Here is a 16,441-nt window from a genome sequence, read left to right as displayed (position 1 = left end):
CCTCGACGACCGTTAGATGGAGTAAGGCCATGTCCGACACCCTCGACGCTCCCCAGCAAACGGAGACCTCCCCCGTGAACGAGGCCATGCGTGCGCTGGAACGCCGGACCGTCGCTCATTTGACGGCCGGCGGGACCACCGATTGGGGAGATGCGCCCATGCGCATCTCGCCGCGGGAATATACCGATCCCGTCCGTTTCGAAGCCGAGCGGCGCGAGCTGTTCGGCAAGGCCCCGCTGCTGGCTGGACTGTCCTGCGAGGTGGCCAAGCCCGGCGACGTCATGCTGTTCGACAGCGCCGGGCCGGCCATTGTGATCGTCCGCGCTCGGGACGGGACGCTGAACGCCTTCCTCAACATGTGCACCCACCGCGCCGCGCGGCTGGTGGCCGACTGCAGCCGGCGCAAGCTCCTGGTCTGCCCGTTCCACGCCTGGAGTTTCGACCTCGACGGAAAGGTGGTCGCGATGCCGGGCGAGGCCTCGTTCGAGGGGATCGACCGGGCGTCGCGCAGCCTGATCCGCGTACCGGTGGCGGAGTGGGGCGGGATGGTCTTCGTCAAGGCTCACGCCAGCGACGAGGCGATCGATGTCGAGGCCTGGCTGGGGGACATGGGGCCGGAGCTGCTGAATCTGGACCTGGCCGGCGCCAGGCTGATCAAGCACAGCCGCGTGGACGTCGAGGCCAACTGGAAATACGCCCTGGACACCTATGGGGAGGGCTACCATTTCGGCGCCCTGCATCCGACCACCTTCGGCACGTCCTCCATCTCCAACGTGATCCTCTACGACAGCCTCGAGCCTCACTACCGCGTCTGCTTCACCAATGTCGGCTACCGCGACCTCGTGGGCGTGGACGAGGCCCAATGGCCGTCGGCGCCCTATGGCGCCAGCCACCTGCTGTTCCCCAACTCCATCGTCTATGGCGCGCCCATGGAGGGCGGTGGCCGCATGATCGGCATGTACCGCCTCTATCCCGGCGACGAGCCCGGGCGATGCTTCACCATCATGTCTACCTATCGCGTCGCCGACGCGCCGGCCGAGACGCCAGACTCCGCCTTCGAGGCGGCCCACGACTACATCGAAACCGTCGTGCGCACCGAGGACTACAGCGTCTCCAAGGAAGGCCAGCGCAACCTGCAGCACGCGCCGGAAGGCTTCGAGATGGTCTACGGCCGCAACGAGATCGCCCTGCAGAACGTCCACCGCAACATCGCGGCCATGATCGGCATGCCGCTAGACTGAGAGGCTCGATGTCCGTCTATCTGCATGTGACGCTGGAGATCCACGCCGCCGGCCTGGGCGACTTCCTGGAGGCCATGGAGAAGACCGCCGTGCCCTTCCTCGAAGGTGAGGGCTGGAAGCTGGCCGGCGCCTTCGTCCAGCGCACGGGGCGGCTGGGCAATGTCATCGACCTGTGGGAGTTGGACGATTTCCAGCACTATGACCGGGCGCTGCAGGCCTTCATGGCGGATGATCGGTTCCCCGCTTTCCGGGATCTGCTGGCCCGGACAGTGATCAGCGAGACCGTCGTCTTCGCTGACCAGGCCTCGTACATGCGTTGAGCGCCGCCGGTGTGAAAGTCGAATCCAGAACCGAAAACGTTTCGATCGCGACGGGGACGATCACGCTGTCGGCGCTGCAGTCCAGAGCCGTCTGCACCCCGCCGAGGGGGCTGATCCTGGCGCTTCATGGCGGCGGCTATTCGTCGGCCTATTGGGATTGTCCGATAGGGGACGGGCTGTCGCTTCTCCAGCTGGGGGCCGGCCTCGGCTATTCCGTTCTGGCGCCGGACCGGCCGGGCTACGGCGCGTCTCATGGCCACGACGTCTCAAGCCTCGGTTTGGCGTCCCAGGTGGAGATCCTGTTCGACGTCATCGACACCTGGTGTGCGACCAACGGGTTCGATGGACCGGTCTTCGTCATCGGCCACTCGATCGGCGCCATCCTGGCCTTGCGCATGGCGGCGCATCCGCGCGGCGCGCGGCTTGGCGGCGTGGACGTGCTGGGCGCGCCGTTGCGGTTTCCCGCCAGCGCTGAAGGCGCGGAGGTGAGCGCCCTGCCGGTGTTCGGCGACTATGTCCCGGCGGGCGCCGCCGCCGATCATAACCGCCTGGTCTTCGGGCCGCCGACGACTCACGACGAAGACATCTACAGCTACGATCTCGCGTGCCGGCGTCCCATGCCGGCCGCCGAATACCGCGACGCCCTGGCCATGCCCGCGAGCTGGAACAAGCTACTGCCCGCCATCCGCATCCCGGTACGGTTCACGCTGGCGGAGTTCGAAGTCATGCAGGTCACGGGCTGGGATGCGTTGGGCGAGGTCCGCGACATGCTGAGCGGCAGCATCGACGTCGAAGTGCATCTTCAGAAGAACACCGGACACAATGCGAGCCTGCATCGAATCGGCCGCGCCTATCACCTGCGGGCGATCGCCTTCTTCGAACAGAGCCTCGCGGCAGGCGGCGATCTCGCCTGGTCGTCCTCGCAGGCCGAGCGTCCCTAGGCCGGCGCGAGCTCCGGCGCGGCGCTCGGCCGCGGCGCCGGCGTCCCGTAGAGCGTCGTGCGCTGGCGGGCCGGACGGCCCATCCGGGCGAGCACCGCCTCGATGTCCTCGCGCTCCAGGCCCTGGCCGTGGGCGGCGCCGGCCGCGCGGCTGATGGACTCATTCATCAGCACGCCGCCCAGGTCGTTGACCCCGGCGTCGAGCAGGGCTGCGGCCCCCTCGAGGCCCAGCTTCACCCAGGAGGCCTGGACGTTGGAAATCTCGCCGTGGAGGGCGATGCGCCCGACGGCGTGCATCAGCACGCTCTCGCGCCAGGTCGGGCCCTTGCGGGCCAGGCCGCGCAGATAGATCGGCGACTGCATGTGCACGAAGGGCAGGGGGACGAACTCGGTGATCCCGCCTGTGCGCGCCTGCAGCCGGCGCAGGGCGAGTAGGTGGCGGGTCCAATGGATCGGCCGGTCCACATGGCCGAACATGATCGTCGAGGTGGTGGGTAGGCCCACCCCATGGGCCGCGGCGATGATCGCCAGCCACTGGGCGGTGTCGACCTTGTCGGGGCAGAGGATGGCCCGGACTTCGTCGTCCAGGATCTCGGCGGCGGTGCCGGGCAGGGACGCCAGCCCCTCATCCTTCAGCATGCGGAGGAAGTCGTCCACCGGCCGGCCCAGGGACGCCGCTCCATGGGCGATCTCCAGGGGTGAGAAGGCGTGGATGTGCATGTCGGGGCAGGCGGCCTTCACCGCCCGGCAGATCGAGAGATAGGTCTCGCCCGTATAGCTCGGGTGGATGCCGCCCTGGAGGCAGACCTCGGTGGCCCCGGCCTCCCAGGCTTCGAGGGCGCGGGCGCCCACCTCCTCGTGGCTCAGCACATAGGGCCGGTCGCGGGTTCCGGCCTTGGTGGAGGTCTTGGAGAAGGCGCAGAAGCTGCAGCTGAAGGTGCAGATGTTGGTGTAGTTGATATTGCGGTTGATGGCGTAGGTGACGGTCTCGCCGCAGACCTGACGCCGCAGGCCATCGGCCGCGGCCACGATGTCGGCCGCCGCCGCGCCGCGGGCGGAGAAGAGTTCGGTGATGTCCGTGGTCTGCGGTTCGCGTCCGGCCTCGACGTCGGCCAGGCAGCGCTCCAGGGCCCGATGCCGCGCGATCGCCGGCGCGGGACCCATGCCCAAGGGATCGCCAGGCCGCCCCGGGGCAGGCGCGGCGACGCCCGGGCTCCAGGACCCCTCACGCCCTAGTCCGTCGGCGTCCGACAGGGCCGTGACGCGCTTGCGCACCGCCGGATCGAGCCAGCGCTCGGGATCGGCGACGAAGCGGGGATGGGCGGTCAGGCGCTCGGCCAGGACGTGCCCCTTGCCCGCGCACTGGGCGGCCAGGCCTTCGATCTCCGGCCACGGCGCCTCGGGGTTCACATGGTCGATGGTGACGGGCGAGATCCCGCCCCAATCGTCCAAGCCGGCGTCGATCAGGGCCTCGATCCGTCCCGGGTTGAGGTTGGGCGGCGACTGGATGCTGAGGCCGCCGCCGAACACCAGCCGCGCCGCGGCGATGGTCCACAGCAGCTCGTCCTCCGATGGCTCCGGCGCGGCGGCCATCCGCGTCCCGGGCTTGGCCCGGAAGTTCTGGATGATGATCTCCTGCAGGTGGCCGTGGCGGTCGTGCAGATCGCGCAGGGCCAGCAGGGCGTCGAGCCGCTCGTCGCGGGTCTCGCCGATGCCGATCAGCAGGCCGCTGGTGAAGGGGATCTGCGCCTCGCCTGCCTGGGCGATGGTCGCCAGGCGCACGGCCGGGGCCTTGTCCGGCGAGCCGTGGTGGGGTCCGCCGCGCTCGCAGAGCCGGTCGGCGGCGCTCTCCAGCATCAGGCCCATGGAGGCCGAAACCGGCCGAAGCCGGGCGTAGTCCTGGGGCGACAGGACGCCGGCGTTGATGTGGGGCAGGAGGCCGGTTTCCTTCAGCACCCGGCCGGCTACGTGTTCGAGATAGTCCACCGTGGTGGCGAAGCCGAGTTCGGCCAGGGCCTCACGGGCCTTGGCGTAGCGCAGCTCGGGCTTGTCGCCGAGCGTGAATAGGGCCTCCTTGCAGCCGGCCGCCGCGCCCGCTCGCGCGATGTCGAGCACGTCGTCGGGCGTCAGGTAGGGCTTGGCCAGGCCCCGCGGCGCCTTGGCGAAGGTGCAGTAGTGGCAGACGTCGCGGCAGAGCTGGGTGAGCGGAATGAACACCTTGCGCGAATAGGTCAGGCTCGAGCCGAAGGCGCTGTCGCGGGCCGTTCGCGCCGCGGCGAACACCTCCGATGGCGGCGCGGTGGTCAGGAAGCCCCGAAGCGCGGCGTCGGCGAGAGCGGCCGTCATGAGCTGATCCTGGGTTGGAGGCGACCGCGCAGGAAGGCGGCGGTCTTTGTGGTGGGTCCCTGTTCCAGGACGCCCTGCAGGTCTTCGGGCCGGTCGACGTCGCGGCTGAGCGAGCCCGTAGCGAGGATGGCCACCGGCAGGCCGCGTTTTCCCACGGCCGCCGAATGGCGCTTGAAGCTGTCGGCGCCGAAGGCGGGCGGCAGGACCGCGCCGGCGCGCAGGCCGAGCAGTCCGGTGCCGCGATCCAGGGCCGGCGCCATCACCACGGCATGGGTGCGCAACAGCAGGGCGGCGGCGGTCAGCTCGTCGGGCTGGAGCAACGGCAGATCGCCGGGCATCAGCAGCATGGCGTCATAGGGCGCGCATTCGGAGACCTCGGCGATCGCCTGGCGGAAGGCGGCGTTCACGCCCTCTGGTTCGCCCTGCGCGATGGCCCTTGCGCCGTAACGCTGGGCCAGCTCGGCGAGCTCGGGGGTCGGGGTCACCACCCAGGTCTGGGAGATTTCGGGGCAGCGGGCGATGGCGTCCAGCATGTCCTCGAGCATGGCGGCGGTCAGGCCCGCGCGGTCGGGACCGCTGAGCGCCTCGGCGCAGCGGGATTTGGCGTCCGGTCCGCCGCGCACCGCGATCACCGCCTGGGCCATCAGCCGACCCTCGCCGTCAGGGGCGCCCGCAGCGCCATTGCGAAGGCCAGGGTGTCGCGGGCGAGCGCGATGCGGTCGTCGTCGGTCCGCATGACCGTGGCGGTGATGTGGGCGGCGATCCCCCGCCGCTCGACCTCGCGGGCCTCGCCGGCGTCGGCGTCATCGAGGATCAGGCCGTCGACCAGGCCGCCATAGTGGGCCGCCACCGCCGCGACGCCTGGCGTCAGGCCGAGCTCGGTCATCAGCTTGGCGGTCGGTCCCTTGATCGCCTGGCCGCCGACGATGGGTGAGACGGCGACGCAGGGGGCGGCGGCGCTTCGGATCGCGTCACGAACGCCGGGGACCGCGAGGATGGGATCGATGCTGAGATAGGGGTTGGACGGGCAGATCAGGATGGCGGCCAGGTCGGGCCGCGCCAGGGCCGCGGCGAAGGCCGGGGAGGGCCGCGCTTCGGCCGCGCCCTCGAAGCGCACGGCCTGGACGACCGGCGCGCAGCGCTCGCCGACGAAGTAGCGCTGGAAGGCCAGGGGGCCATCGGCGGTGTCGACCCAGGTGCGCACCGGCTGGTCGGACATCGGGACGATGGCGTGGCGCAGGCCGAGCTGGCGGGTCAGGTGGGCGGTGATCGCCGACAGGCTCTCGCCGGCGGCCAGGCGGCGCGTGCGCTCCACATGGGTGGCCAGGTCCTTGTCGCCCAGCTGGAACCAGTCCTCGCCGCCCAGGCCGCGCAGGGCCGACATGAACGCCCAGGTCTCGCCGGCCAGGCCCCAACCCCGCTCCCGATCGGCCAGTCCCGACAGGGTGTAGGCCACGGTGTCGATGTCCGGCGAGATCGCCAGACCCAGATGCTCGAAATCGTCGCCGGTGTTGACCACCAGGGTCAGGTCGTCCGGCGACAGGACCTGGGTGAGGCCGAAGGCCAGCTTGGCGCCGCCGACGCCGCCGCAGAGCGCGATCACATGGGCCATGATGGGCGCCTCATCATCGGAAGAGATCCTGTTCGAGCGGTCGCAGCAGTTCCAGCGCCGTGCCGTCCTCGGCGGGATCATAGATCGCGCCGCGCACCAGGGCCGCGGGGATCCCCTCCGCCGCCTCGCCGATGACTAGGGAGGCCGCGGCGGCGATCTCGTCGGCGACGGCCACCATGGTGACCTTCAGCTCGCGGCCGAACAGGTCGCTCTCGCCGCGCCGGTCGCGGACCGGCCTCATCCCGGCCACCCCGATGGCGGTTCCGGTCGTGCCGTTGCGCCAGGCCCGGCCCAGGCTGTCGCTCATGATCACCGCCAGCCTGACGCCGAACCGCGCCTGCAGCGCCTGGCGCAGGCGCTCGACGCTGGCGTCGGGGTCCTGCGGCCAGAGCAGCACGGTCTCGGGCCCTTCGGGATCGGCGACGTTGGAGGCGTCGATCCCCGCATTGGCCGCCACGTGGCCCAGCCGGTGGCGGGTGATGACCAGGTTCTCCCGGACGCGCATGAGTTCCGAGGACTCGGCGACGATCAGCTCGGCCAGGCCATCGGGCTTGCCGGTCTGGGCGGCGAGGGCCCGGCCCTCCGGCGACGGCGTCACGCCGGCCAACAGCCGGGCGCGATCCTCGACCTTGGAGACCGCCTTCTGGGCGACCACGATGACGTCGCCCTCCTCCGGCGCCAGGCCGTTGGCGGTCAGGCCGTCGGCGATGGCGCGGGCTAGGTCGTCGCCCGCCGCGAACATCGGCAAGCCCCGGATCGGATGGATGGAGACCCCGGCCGAGCCGCCGGCCTCTGCTTCGGCCTTGGACTTGCCGGTGATCCGGATCCCAGCCTGGACGCGCTTGTAGCGGCGGTTGATCTGGATCAGGACCGAGGTCATGGCCTCGGCGGCCGCCGAATTGGCCAGCGGCCCCACATGCCAGGCGCGCAGGCCGATCTCGCCCAGCAGGTCGCAGACCGTCGTGGCCGCCTCGGCGTCGTCGGCCGCCACCAGGACATCGCCGTCGACGGCCTGGCCGGCGGCGAGCTTTTCCGCGCCGATGTTCTGCAGGGCCGAGACCACACGGGCCTCTGGGCCGAGCAGGGCCTGGGCCTCCACCGCCGCCGAGCCGGCGGCGGGCAGCTGCACGGTTCCGACCTTGGGCGGACGCAGGGGGACGGTGGCGTCGACCACGATCTTGCCGGCCAGCAGGTCCTTGACCTGGGCCAGGGTCTCGGCGTGGGCGGCGTAGGGGACGGTCAGGACGCAGATCTCGGCCTGGGCGGCGCAGGTCCGCAGATCGCCGCCATCGACCCGAACGCCAGGCGCGCCGGCCGCCAGGTCCGCGGCGAAGGCCCGGCCCTTCTCGGCGTCACGGGACCCGATCCAGATCTCGTGGCCGGCCCTGGCGAGACGCCCGGCAAGCGCGCCGCCCAGCGCGCCCGCGCCTCCGAGGATTGCGATTCTGGTCACCGAACGCTCCGCCCTGGTCATGGTCGGCTCCGGGATCTCCGAGCCGCTTCTTATGGGTGGGGGCATTCTACCGAGCGCACCCCGCCACTTGAAAATGACTATAGACTCTCATAATCATTGTGATCAACTATGACGAACAACAAGATGGGTTCGCCGGCCAGCGGCGGGCCGACGGAGGAGAACCAGGTGGGTCAGAGACCTTTGGCCGAAGGGCTCTATCGGGTCGTCGATGGCGCCCCACGCCTGCTCGGCGGGCGACGCAAGAGCGACGGCAAGTACGCCTTTCCACTGCCGCAGGGTGGCGAAGCCGCCCTCTACGACCCCGTGGAGCTCGCCTCCGAGGGGACCCTCTGGTCCTACACGGTGCAGCGGTTCCGGCCGAAGACACCTTATGCCGGCCCGGACGCCGCCGCCTTCCGGCCCTACGCCGTGGGCTATGTCGAGTTGCCCGGCCAGATCATCGTCGAGAGCCACATCGCCACCGATGACTTCAACGCGCTGAAGATCGGCCTGCCTGTCCGCCTCACCCTAATCCCGTTCCGGCAGGATCCCGACGGGACGCAGGTGATGATCTACGGCTTCGAGGCCGCGGCATGAGCCAGACCGAAATTCGCATCAGCCTGGGAGGCGAGCGGCCATGACCGATGTCCATATCGTGGGAGCCGGCATCCATCCGTTCGGCCGGCATGACGACATGAGCGGCCTGGACCAGGGCGTGTTCGCGGTCCACGAGGCCCTGGCCGACGCCGGGATCGCGTGGAGCGACATCCAGTTCGCCTTCGGCGGCTCCTCGGCGGCGGGCAACGCCGACGCGGTCCTGCCGCGCCTGGGCCTGACCGGCGTGCAGTTCATCAATGTGGCCAACGGCTGCGCCACCGGTGGGTCGGCCATCCTCTCCGGCTACTGGGCGATCAAGTCCGGCGAGTTCGACCTCGGTCTGGTGGTCGGCTTCGACAAGCATCCGCGCGGCGCCTTCAACGCCGATCCCGAGGAGTGGGGCCTGCCCGCCTGGTACGGCGAGGCCGGCATGATGCTGACCACCCAGTTCTTCGCCATGAAGATCCAGCGCTATATGGGCCTGCACGGCATTGGGGCGGAGACGCTCGGCTTGATCGCCGAGAAGGCGTTCCAGAACGGCGCCAAGACCCCGCACGCCTGGCGGCGCGAGCCCGTGGGCCTCAACACCATCATGAACAGCGACATGGTCTCCGACCCGCTGACCAAGTTCATGTTCTGCGCCCCGGCGGAGGGCGGAGCCGCCCTGATCCTGGCCTCGGACCGCAAGATGCGGGAGCTCGGCCTGGCCGGACCAAAGATCCGCAGCGCCGCGGTGCGCACCCGGGTCAACGGCTCGTTCGAGGTGTTCTCGCCGTCGCTTGAGATCGAGCGTGGGCCATCGCCCACGGAGATCGCCTCCAAGGCCGCCTATGAGATGGCTGGGCTCGGGCCCACCGACATCGACGTGATCCAGATCCAGGACACCGAGAGCGGGGCGGAGATCATGCACATGGCCGAGAACGGCTTCTGCGCCCACGGCGAACAGGAGAAGCTGATCCGCGACGGCGCGACCCGCATCGGCGGCGCCATGCCGATCAACACCGACGGCGGCTGCCTGGCGTGCGGCGAGCCGGTGGGGGCCTCGGGCCTGCGCCAGGTCTACGAAAACGTCCAGCAGCTGCGCGGCCGGGCGGATGGCCGCGGCGTCGAGGGCGCCCGCATCGGCTACAGCCAGGTCTATGGCGCGCCCGGGCTTTCCGCCGTGGCCATCCTGGAGGCCTGACCTTCCGGCCGCGCCGCGGCCGACATCCATTGGGCGCGGGATAATCCTCCCCATCACACGCCCGTACTGCCGCCCGGCCGAGCCAGCCCTCGGTCGGGCGGACCTCTTGTTCTGGAGACCCCCCATGGAACATGCGTTGTCCCCCGAGGACCTGGCCTTCCGCGACGAGGTCCGCGCGTTCCTGGCCGAGAAGCTGACGCCCGACCTGCGCGCCGCCAACGCCCGCCAGGCCGGGGTCTTCGCCGAGGGCGAGCTGAACCGCGCCTGGCACGCCATCCTCTACGAAAAGGGCTGGATCGCTCCGAGCTGGCCAGTGGAGCATGGCGGACCGGGCTGGAGCCCGATGCAGCGGCACATCTTCGCCGACGAGTGCGCCAAGGCCGACGCCCCGGTGATCCCGGCCATGGGCCTTCAGATGTGCGGGCCTGTGCTGATGACCTACGGCACGGCCGAGCAGAAGGCCTTCTTCCTGCCCCGCATGCTGTCGGGCGAGCACTACTGGTGCCAGGGTTACTCCGAGCCGCAGTCCGGCTCGGACCTGGCCTCCCTGCAATGCAAGGCGGTGCGCGACGGCGACCACTATGTGGTCGACGGAACCAAGCTGTGGACCACCCACGCCCACTTCGCCAACTGGCTGTTCCTGCTGGTGCGGACCTCGACGGAGGGCAAGCCTCAGGCCGGGATCACCTTCCTGCTCACCCCGATGGACGCGCCCGGGATCACGGTGCAGCCGATTATCAGCATCTCGGGCGAACATGAGGTCAACCAGGTGTTCTTCGACGGTCTCCGCATCCCGGTAGCCAATCGGGTCGGCGAGGAGAACCAGGGCTGGACCGTGGCCAAGGCCCTGCTGGAGTTCGAGCGCGGCGGCGGAGTGATGGGCAGCCGGCTGGTCAAGATGGTCGACCAGGCCCGCCGCATCGCCCAGACCGAGCAAGCGGGCGAGTTGAGCTTCTGGGCTTCGAGTCCCGATTTCCGCCGCCGGCTGCTGGAGCTGGAGATGGAGGTCGGAGGCCTCGACCATGCCGAACGCAACGTGGCCGCCCAGCTCTCGGCGGGACGCAATATCGGCGACGCCACCGCCTCGGTGCTGAAGCTGACCGTGAGCCAGCTCTTGCAGCGGGCGACGGAGCTGACCCTTGAGGCCCTGGGCTGTTACGCGGCGCCCGACCAGCGCGGGGCGCTCGGCTACGGCGCCAACAGCCCGCCCATCGGGCCGGACTACGCCGTCACCCCCACCGCCAAGTACCTGAACAGCCGGGCCGCGACGATCTATGGCGGCTCGCAGGAGGTGCAGCACAACATCCTGGCGCGGGTGGTCCTGGGACTTTGACGAAAAGGTCCGTCAAAAGGCATTGCTATAGATGATGATCATAGTCATAATTATCAGAACAACATCGCCCTGAGGGACATGGCGGCCGCGCCCAGGCCGATCGCCACTCCGAACAGGGCGCAGCCGGCCCGACGGAGGAAGCCCTCAGTGAACGCAATCGTCAAAGAATTCAAAGTCATCGACTCGGACACCCATGTGATCGAGCCCTACGATCTGTGGACCTCGCGGATCTCCGCCAAGTACGGCGACAAGGTCCCCCAGGTTCACTGGGACTCGAACATGAACGAGGACGCCTGGTATTTTAACGGCGAGCGCACCGGCGCCGCGGCCGGCGCGGCCATGGCCGGCTGGCACGAATATCCGCCCAAGCGGCCCCAGAAGCTCGAGATGGTCGACCCGTCGCTCTACCAGAACACGGCGCGCCTGAAGAAGATGGACGAGTACGGGATCTATGCGCAGATCCTCTATCCGAACGTCGCGGGCTTCGGCGCCGGGCGCTTCCTCGGCCTGGGCGACCAGGAGCTGATGCTGCTCTGCGTGCAGGCCTATAATGACTGGCTGACCGAGTGGGCCAGCGCCGACCCCAAGCGGCTGATCGCCCAATGCGCCCTGCCGTTCTGGAACCTCGACGAAACCGTCAAGGAAATGACCCGCTGCGCCCGCCTGGGCCACAAGGGCGTAATCTTCTGCGCCGAGCCGGAGACCTTCGGCCTGCCCAAGCTCACCGACCCGCACTGGGATCGACTGTGGGCCGCGGCCCAGGAACTCGGCCTGCCGATCAACTTCCACGTCGGCGCCGGGGACATGTGGTACTTCGACATGATGCACCCCTCGGTGAAGCCGCATGCGGCCTTCGCCTCGATGGGCGCGCTGTTCTCGCTGGACCTCGCGCAGACCATCGCGCAGCTGACCTGCGGCGGCGTCTGCCATCGCTTCCCCAACCTCAACTTCGTGGTCGTCGAGAGCGGCGTGGGCTGGATCCCGTATCAGTTGGCCAGCCTCGACTACCAGTGGCTGAACTGCGGGGCGCACAAGGAAAACCCTGAGTACAAGCTGCTGCCGAGCGAGTTCTTCAAGCGGCAGATCTATGGCTCGTTCTGGTTCGAGAAGAAGACCCTGAAGCCGACCATCGACATCATCGGCGCGAACAACATCCTCTACGAGACCGACTTCCCGCATCCCACCAGCATGAGCCCGGGGCCCGCCACCTCGGCCACCTATCCGGCGCTCTACATGGAAGAAGCCTTCGAAGGCGTCGCGCGGGCCGATGTGGAGAAGATCGTCCACGGCAACGCCGCCCGGATCTACCACCTCGACTGAGCAGTTTTTCCTCCCCTGCGCAGCGGGGGAGGGGGACCATGCGCAGCATGGTGGAGGGGGCGAGGCCGGACTCAGAGCTTGAGGCCGCCCCCCTCCACCACGCCTGCGGCGCGGTCCCCCTCCCCCGTGAACGGGGGCGGAAGAGTAGGAACGCGGGGCCAACCCGCGCGAAGAGGGAGAGCGTCGGGATGAGCGACGAATTCGACATGACCGGCAAGGTCGTGCTGGTGACCGGCGGCAGCCGCGGCCTGGGCTATGAGATGGCCAAGGCCTTCGCCCGCCACGGCGCCGATGTGATCATCACCAGCCGCAAGGCCGAGGCCTGCCGCGAGGTGGCCGCCGAGATCGAGGCCATGGGCCGCCGCGCCCTGGCCTATCCATGCCACGTCGGCCACTGGGACGAACTGCCCGGCCTGGTCGAGGCCGCCTATGACGCCTTCGGGCGGGTCGACGTGCTGGTGAACAACGCCGGCATCGCGCCGACCGCGCCCAGTTCCATCGAGCTCACCGAGGACCTGTTCGACAAGACCGTCGGGGTGAACTTCAAGGGGCCCTTCCGGCTCTCGGCCCTGGTCGGCGAGCGGATGGTCGAGGCCGGCGGCGGCGCCATCATCAATGTCAGCAGCATGGCGGCGGCGCGGCCCAGTTCCGTCTATCCGGTCTATTCGGGCGCCAAGGCGGCGCTCAACATCATGACCCAGTGCCATGCCCTGGAGTTCGGGCCGAAGGTGCGGGTCAACGCCATCCAGTGCGGCCCCTTCTGGACCGATATCGCCAAGAGCTGGCGCGAGGAGGCCGACAAGAATTCCACCGGCGCCCTGCGCCGCATCGGCCGGCCGGAGGAGATCGCCACCACCGCGCTCTACCTGGCCAGCGATCGCTCCAGCTTCACCACCGGCGCGGTGCTTCAGCTGGACGGCGGGACCTTCTGATGTCCGCCGCACCGACACGGAAATATCTCGGCGAGACCGTCGAGGTGAAGGCCGCCCACCGGATCGACGAGGCGCGGCTGGTCCAGTTCCTGAGCGACACGGTGGCCGACTTCGAAGGCCCGCTCAGCCTGCGCCAATTCGAGGGCGGCCAGTCCAATCCCACCTATCTGCTGACCACGCCCAGGCGGAAATACGTCCTGCGCCGCAAGCCCCCCGGCGTGCTGCTGAAATCGGCCCACGCGGTCGACCGGGAGTTTCGGGTGATGCGCGCGCTCTGGGAGACGGGCTTCCCGGTCCCCGAGCCCCTGGTCCTCTGCCAGGACGACAGCGTGCTGGGCACCGCCTTCTATGTCATGCGCCATGTGGAGGGCCGGGTGTTCCTCGACAACGCCATGCCCGACCTCGGCCGCGAGGACCGGGCGGCTGTGTTCGATTCCGTCAACGCCACCCTGGCGCGGTTGCACAGCGTCGACCACGTGGCTCTGGGCCTCGAGGACTTCGGTCGCGGCGGCAACTATTTCAGCCGCCAGATCGGCCGCTGGTCGCAGCAATACGAGGCCTCGCGCACCGAGGACCTGGCGGCCATGGACCGGCTGATCGCCTGGCTGCCCGGCGCCGTGCCGCAGGACGACGAGACCCGCCTGATCCACGGCGACTACTCGTTCCACAACGTGCTGATCCATCCCACGGAGCCCAGGGTCGTGGCCGTGCTGGACTGGGAGCTCTCGACCACCGGGCACCCGCTGGGCGACCTGATGTACCACACCATGGAGTGGTACCGGCCGCCGCACTGCGACGCGCGCGGCACGCTGCTGGGCGCCGATCTGGCGGCCCTCGGAGTCCCTGATCTGGACGCCTATGTGACGCTCTACTGCGAGCGGACCGGCCGCGCTCCGGTAGAGAACCTGGGCTTTCACAAGGCCTACAACCTGTTCCGGGTGGCGGCCATCATCCAGGGCATCGTCGCCCGAGCGCTGGGCGGCAACGCCGCGGCCTCGGTCGACGCCGCCGAACAATCCGCCCGGGTCCGCGTCCTGGCCGACGCCGCCTGGGGCTACGCGCAAGAGGCCGGAGCCGTCGCATGACAACACAGCGTCAATGGGTCGTCGCCGGCCGGCCTGTGGGCCGGGCGCTGCAGGCCACGGACTTCCGGCTGGAAGAGGCCCCGTTGGCCCAGCCCGGCCCCGGCGAGGTGCTGGTCGAGACCCACTATCTCAGCTTCGACCCCGCCCAGAAGAGCTGGATGGAGAACGCCGCCAGCTACATGGAGCCGGTGGAGATCGGCGGGGTCATGCCGGGATCCGGCGGCGGGCGGGTGATCGCCTCGAACAGTCCGGATTTCGCGGTGGGCGACCTGGTGACCGGCCATCTGGGCTGGCGCGAGCGCGCGATGGTGGCGGCGTCGAAGCTCGGCAAGGTTCCCCACGGCGTCTCGATCACCGCCGCCCTCAGCGTGCTGGGGACCACGGGCAAGACCGCCTATCTGGGCCTGGTCAATGTCGGCAAGCCCAGGCCCGGCGACACCCTGGTGATATCCGGCGCGGCCGGGGCCACGGGCTCGGTGGTGGGCCAGATCGGCAAGCTCAGCGGTTGCCGGGTGATCGGCATCGCCGGCGGGCCGGAGAAGTGCGCCTGGCTGACCGACGAACTCGGGTTCGACGCGGCCATCGACTACAAGGCCGAGAAGGTCCGTTCGCGGCTGCGCGAACTGGCGCCGCGCGGCATCGACGTGTTCTGGGACAATGTCGGCGGCGAGATTCTCAACGACGCCCTGGGCCGGCTGGCCGTCGGGGCGCGGGTGGTGATCTGCGGCGGCATCTCCCGCTACAATTTCGACGCCCGCGATCCCAGCCAGATGCCGCCCGGCCCGCGCAACTACTTCAACGTGGTGTTCACAGGGGCGACCATCCAGGGCTTCCTGATGCCGCACTACGAAGCCCAGTACCCCACCGCCGAGGCGCGGCTGCTGGCCTGGGTCCAGGCCGGCGCGATCCGCTACAAGGAAGACATGCAGGCGGGGTTCGAGAACGCGCCCCAGGCCCTGATGCGCCTGTTCGAGGGCGGCAATTTCGGCAAGCAGCTGCTCAAGGTCGGCGGAGCCTGAACCTGTCATGCCGGATCCCAACTATCGGCACGGCGCCCTGCGTGGCCGACGCGCCATCATCACCGGAGCGGCCCGCGGCATTGGCCTGGCCTGCGCGCGGCGCTTCGCGGCCGAGGGCGCGGGGGTTCTCATCGTCGACCTCGACGCGGCGGCCGGCGAAGCCGTCGTGGCGGAGATGGGCTGGGAGAACCTGCGGGCGGTATTCCATCCGGCGGATCTATCCCGCCCCGAGGCGATCCCCGGGATCGTGGAGGCCGCCGTGCGTGGATTGGGCGGGGTGGACATCCTGGTCAACAACGCCGGCATCGCGCCGACGGCCGACTTCTTCGAGCTGGATCAGGCGCAGTTCGACCAGGTCATGGCCATTAATCTGCGGGCGCCTTTCCTGCTCACCCAGGCGGTCGCGCGGCGGATGCGCGAGCAGGGGACGCCGGGCGCCGTGGTCAATCTTTCGTCGATCAACGCGGTGCTGAACGGCCCCACCTCGCTCAGCTACTGCGTGTCGAAGGGCGGCTTGAACCAGCTCACCCGCAGCTGCGCGATCGCGCTGGCGCCCCACGGCATACGCGTCAACGCGGTCGGTCCCGGCACCATCGCCACCGAACTGGCGGCCCAGGCGGGCCTCACCGGCGAGGGCGTGGCCCCGGTCCTGGAGCGGACTCCCATGGGCCGGCTCGGCGAGGCCGCCGAAATCGCGGCGGTCGCGGCCTTCCTCGCCAGCGACGACGCCTCTTTCGTGAGCGGCCAGACCGTCTATGCCGACGGCGGCCGCCTCGGACTCAACTACAGCCTGCCGCGCGCGGGTCAAGGCGATGGTCGACAAATTTGAAGCAAAAACAATGGGATGATTGATCTCTCAACGATGTCTGAACGCCTTCTCTCGGGTCGCGTCGAGCGCGTTGGAGGCGCGATGCAACCGCGAGATCGCCGCGCTTGACATTCGGTAGATCATCATCATGATCATCCTCCAATAAGACATAGAACAACGTTCTTTAGGGAAAGCGCTCTCACCGGTTTTGGTCTCGGTATCGGACCTCGCATGCCCTCGGGCCGGCGAGTT

15 protein-coding genes are annotated in these 16,441 nt (G+C 69.3%); 11 read left to right on the top strand and 4 right to left on the bottom strand.

What is annotated here, in order from left to right; all coding sequences use genetic code 11:
• Positions 1 to 29 precede the first annotated feature (29 nt).
• From V6M51_RS21590 to V6M51_RS21580, 3 genes are read left to right on the top strand one after another with little or no spacing between them, the layout of a single operon-like run.
• The gene (locus tag V6M51_RS21590; protein ID WP_332770300.1) at positions 30 to 1,241 is read left to right on the top strand and encodes an aromatic ring-hydroxylating oxygenase subunit alpha; all 1,212 of its coding nucleotides are present in this window, start codon (positions 30 to 32) and stop codon (positions 1,239 to 1,241) included.
• Positions 1,242 to 1,249: 8 nt separating this feature from the next.
• Positions 1,250 to 1,561: an NIPSNAP family protein gene (locus tag V6M51_RS21585; protein ID WP_332770299.1), complete on the top strand. Its 312-nt coding sequence runs from the start codon at positions 1,250 to 1,252 to the stop codon at positions 1,559 to 1,561.
• Positions 1,558 to 2,502, top strand: coding sequence for an alpha/beta fold hydrolase (locus V6M51_RS21580; RefSeq protein WP_332770298.1), 945 nt, complete (start codon positions 1,558 to 1,560; stop codon positions 2,500 to 2,502). Before V6M51_RS21585 ends, V6M51_RS21580 begins: the two co-directional genes overlap by 4 nt.
• Here the strand turns inward: V6M51_RS21580 and cofH are convergent.
• The 4 genes from cofH to cofE are packed head-to-tail and all read right to left on the bottom strand — an operon-like array spanning position 2,499 to position 7,912.
• The gene (gene cofH, locus V6M51_RS21575; RefSeq protein WP_332770297.1) at positions 2,499 to 4,847 is read right to left on the bottom strand and encodes a 5-amino-6-(D-ribitylamino)uracil--L-tyrosine 4-hydroxyphenyl transferase CofH; all 2,349 of its coding nucleotides are present in this window, start codon (positions 4,845 to 4,847) and stop codon (positions 2,499 to 2,501) included. The genes V6M51_RS21580 and cofH overlap by 4 nt on opposite strands.
• On the bottom strand, positions 4,844 to 5,491 hold the full coding sequence (gene cofC, locus V6M51_RS21570; RefSeq protein WP_332770296.1) for a 2-phospho-L-lactate guanylyltransferase: 648 nt from the start codon (positions 5,489 to 5,491) through the stop codon (positions 4,844 to 4,846). The genes cofH and cofC overlap by 4 nt, the downstream gene beginning before the upstream one ends.
• Positions 5,491 to 6,459, bottom strand: coding sequence for a 2-phospho-L-lactate transferase (gene cofD, locus V6M51_RS21565; RefSeq protein WP_332770295.1), 969 nt, complete (start codon positions 6,457 to 6,459; stop codon positions 5,491 to 5,493). The genes cofC and cofD overlap by 1 nt, the downstream gene beginning before the upstream one ends.
• A gap of 13 nt (positions 6,460 to 6,472) precedes the next feature.
• Positions 6,473 to 7,912 carry a coenzyme F420-0:L-glutamate ligase gene (gene cofE, locus V6M51_RS21560; protein WP_332770294.1) on the bottom strand — a complete coding sequence of 480 codons (1,440 nt, stop codon included), beginning with the start codon at positions 7,910 to 7,912 and terminating at the stop codon, positions 6,473 to 6,475.
• A 129-nt stretch (positions 7,913 to 8,041) separates the two neighbouring features.
• Here cofE and V6M51_RS21555 point away from each other — a divergent pair, with 129 nt between their 5' ends.
• From V6M51_RS21555 to V6M51_RS21520, 8 genes are all read left to right on the top strand, one after another.
• Complete coding sequence (locus V6M51_RS21555) at positions 8,042 to 8,509, top strand: Zn-ribbon domain-containing OB-fold protein (RefSeq protein WP_332770293.1); 468 nt, start codon at positions 8,042 to 8,044, stop codon at positions 8,507 to 8,509.
• 40 nt (positions 8,510 to 8,549) lie between these two features.
• Positions 8,550 to 9,692 carry a thiolase family protein gene (locus tag V6M51_RS21550; protein WP_332770292.1) on the top strand — a complete coding sequence of 381 codons (1,143 nt, stop codon included), beginning with the start codon at positions 8,550 to 8,552 and terminating at the stop codon, positions 9,690 to 9,692.
• Positions 9,693 to 9,816: 124 nt separating this feature from the next.
• A complete protein-coding gene (locus tag V6M51_RS21545; RefSeq protein WP_332770291.1) occupies positions 9,817 to 11,025 on the top strand; it encodes an acyl-CoA dehydrogenase family protein in 1,209 nt (402 codons plus the stop codon).
• A 147-nt stretch (positions 11,026 to 11,172) separates the two neighbouring features.
• On the top strand, positions 11,173 to 12,345 hold the full coding sequence (locus V6M51_RS21540; RefSeq protein ID WP_332770290.1) for an amidohydrolase family protein: 1,173 nt from the start codon (positions 11,173 to 11,175) through the stop codon (positions 12,343 to 12,345).
• Between the two features lie 188 nt (positions 12,346 to 12,533).
• On the top strand, positions 12,534 to 13,277 hold the full coding sequence (locus V6M51_RS21535) for an SDR family NAD(P)-dependent oxidoreductase (protein WP_332770289.1): 744 nt from the start codon (positions 12,534 to 12,536) through the stop codon (positions 13,275 to 13,277).
• On the top strand, positions 13,277 to 14,362 hold the full coding sequence (locus V6M51_RS21530) for a phosphotransferase family protein (RefSeq protein ID WP_332770288.1): 1,086 nt from the start codon (positions 13,277 to 13,279) through the stop codon (positions 14,360 to 14,362). Before V6M51_RS21535 ends, V6M51_RS21530 begins: the two co-directional genes overlap by 1 nt.
• On the top strand, positions 14,359 to 15,381 hold the full coding sequence (locus tag V6M51_RS21525; RefSeq protein ID WP_332770287.1) for an NADP-dependent oxidoreductase: 1,023 nt from the start codon (positions 14,359 to 14,361) through the stop codon (positions 15,379 to 15,381). Before V6M51_RS21530 ends, V6M51_RS21525 begins: the two co-directional genes overlap by 4 nt.
• Before the next feature lie 7 nt (positions 15,382 to 15,388).
• On the top strand, positions 15,389 to 16,210 hold the full coding sequence (locus V6M51_RS21520) for an SDR family NAD(P)-dependent oxidoreductase (RefSeq protein WP_332770286.1): 822 nt from the start codon (positions 15,389 to 15,391) through the stop codon (positions 16,208 to 16,210).
• Positions 16,211 to 16,441 lie beyond the last annotated feature (231 nt).

The sequence above is a fragment of the Phenylobacterium sp. genome, from assembly GCF_036677185.1.
In the GTDB taxonomy this organism is placed as follows: Bacteria; Pseudomonadota; Alphaproteobacteria; order Caulobacterales; family Caulobacteraceae; genus Phenylobacterium.
The sequence above is the reverse complement of the archived record's forward strand: the minus strand, read 5'-3'. Positions and strand labels throughout refer to the sequence as shown.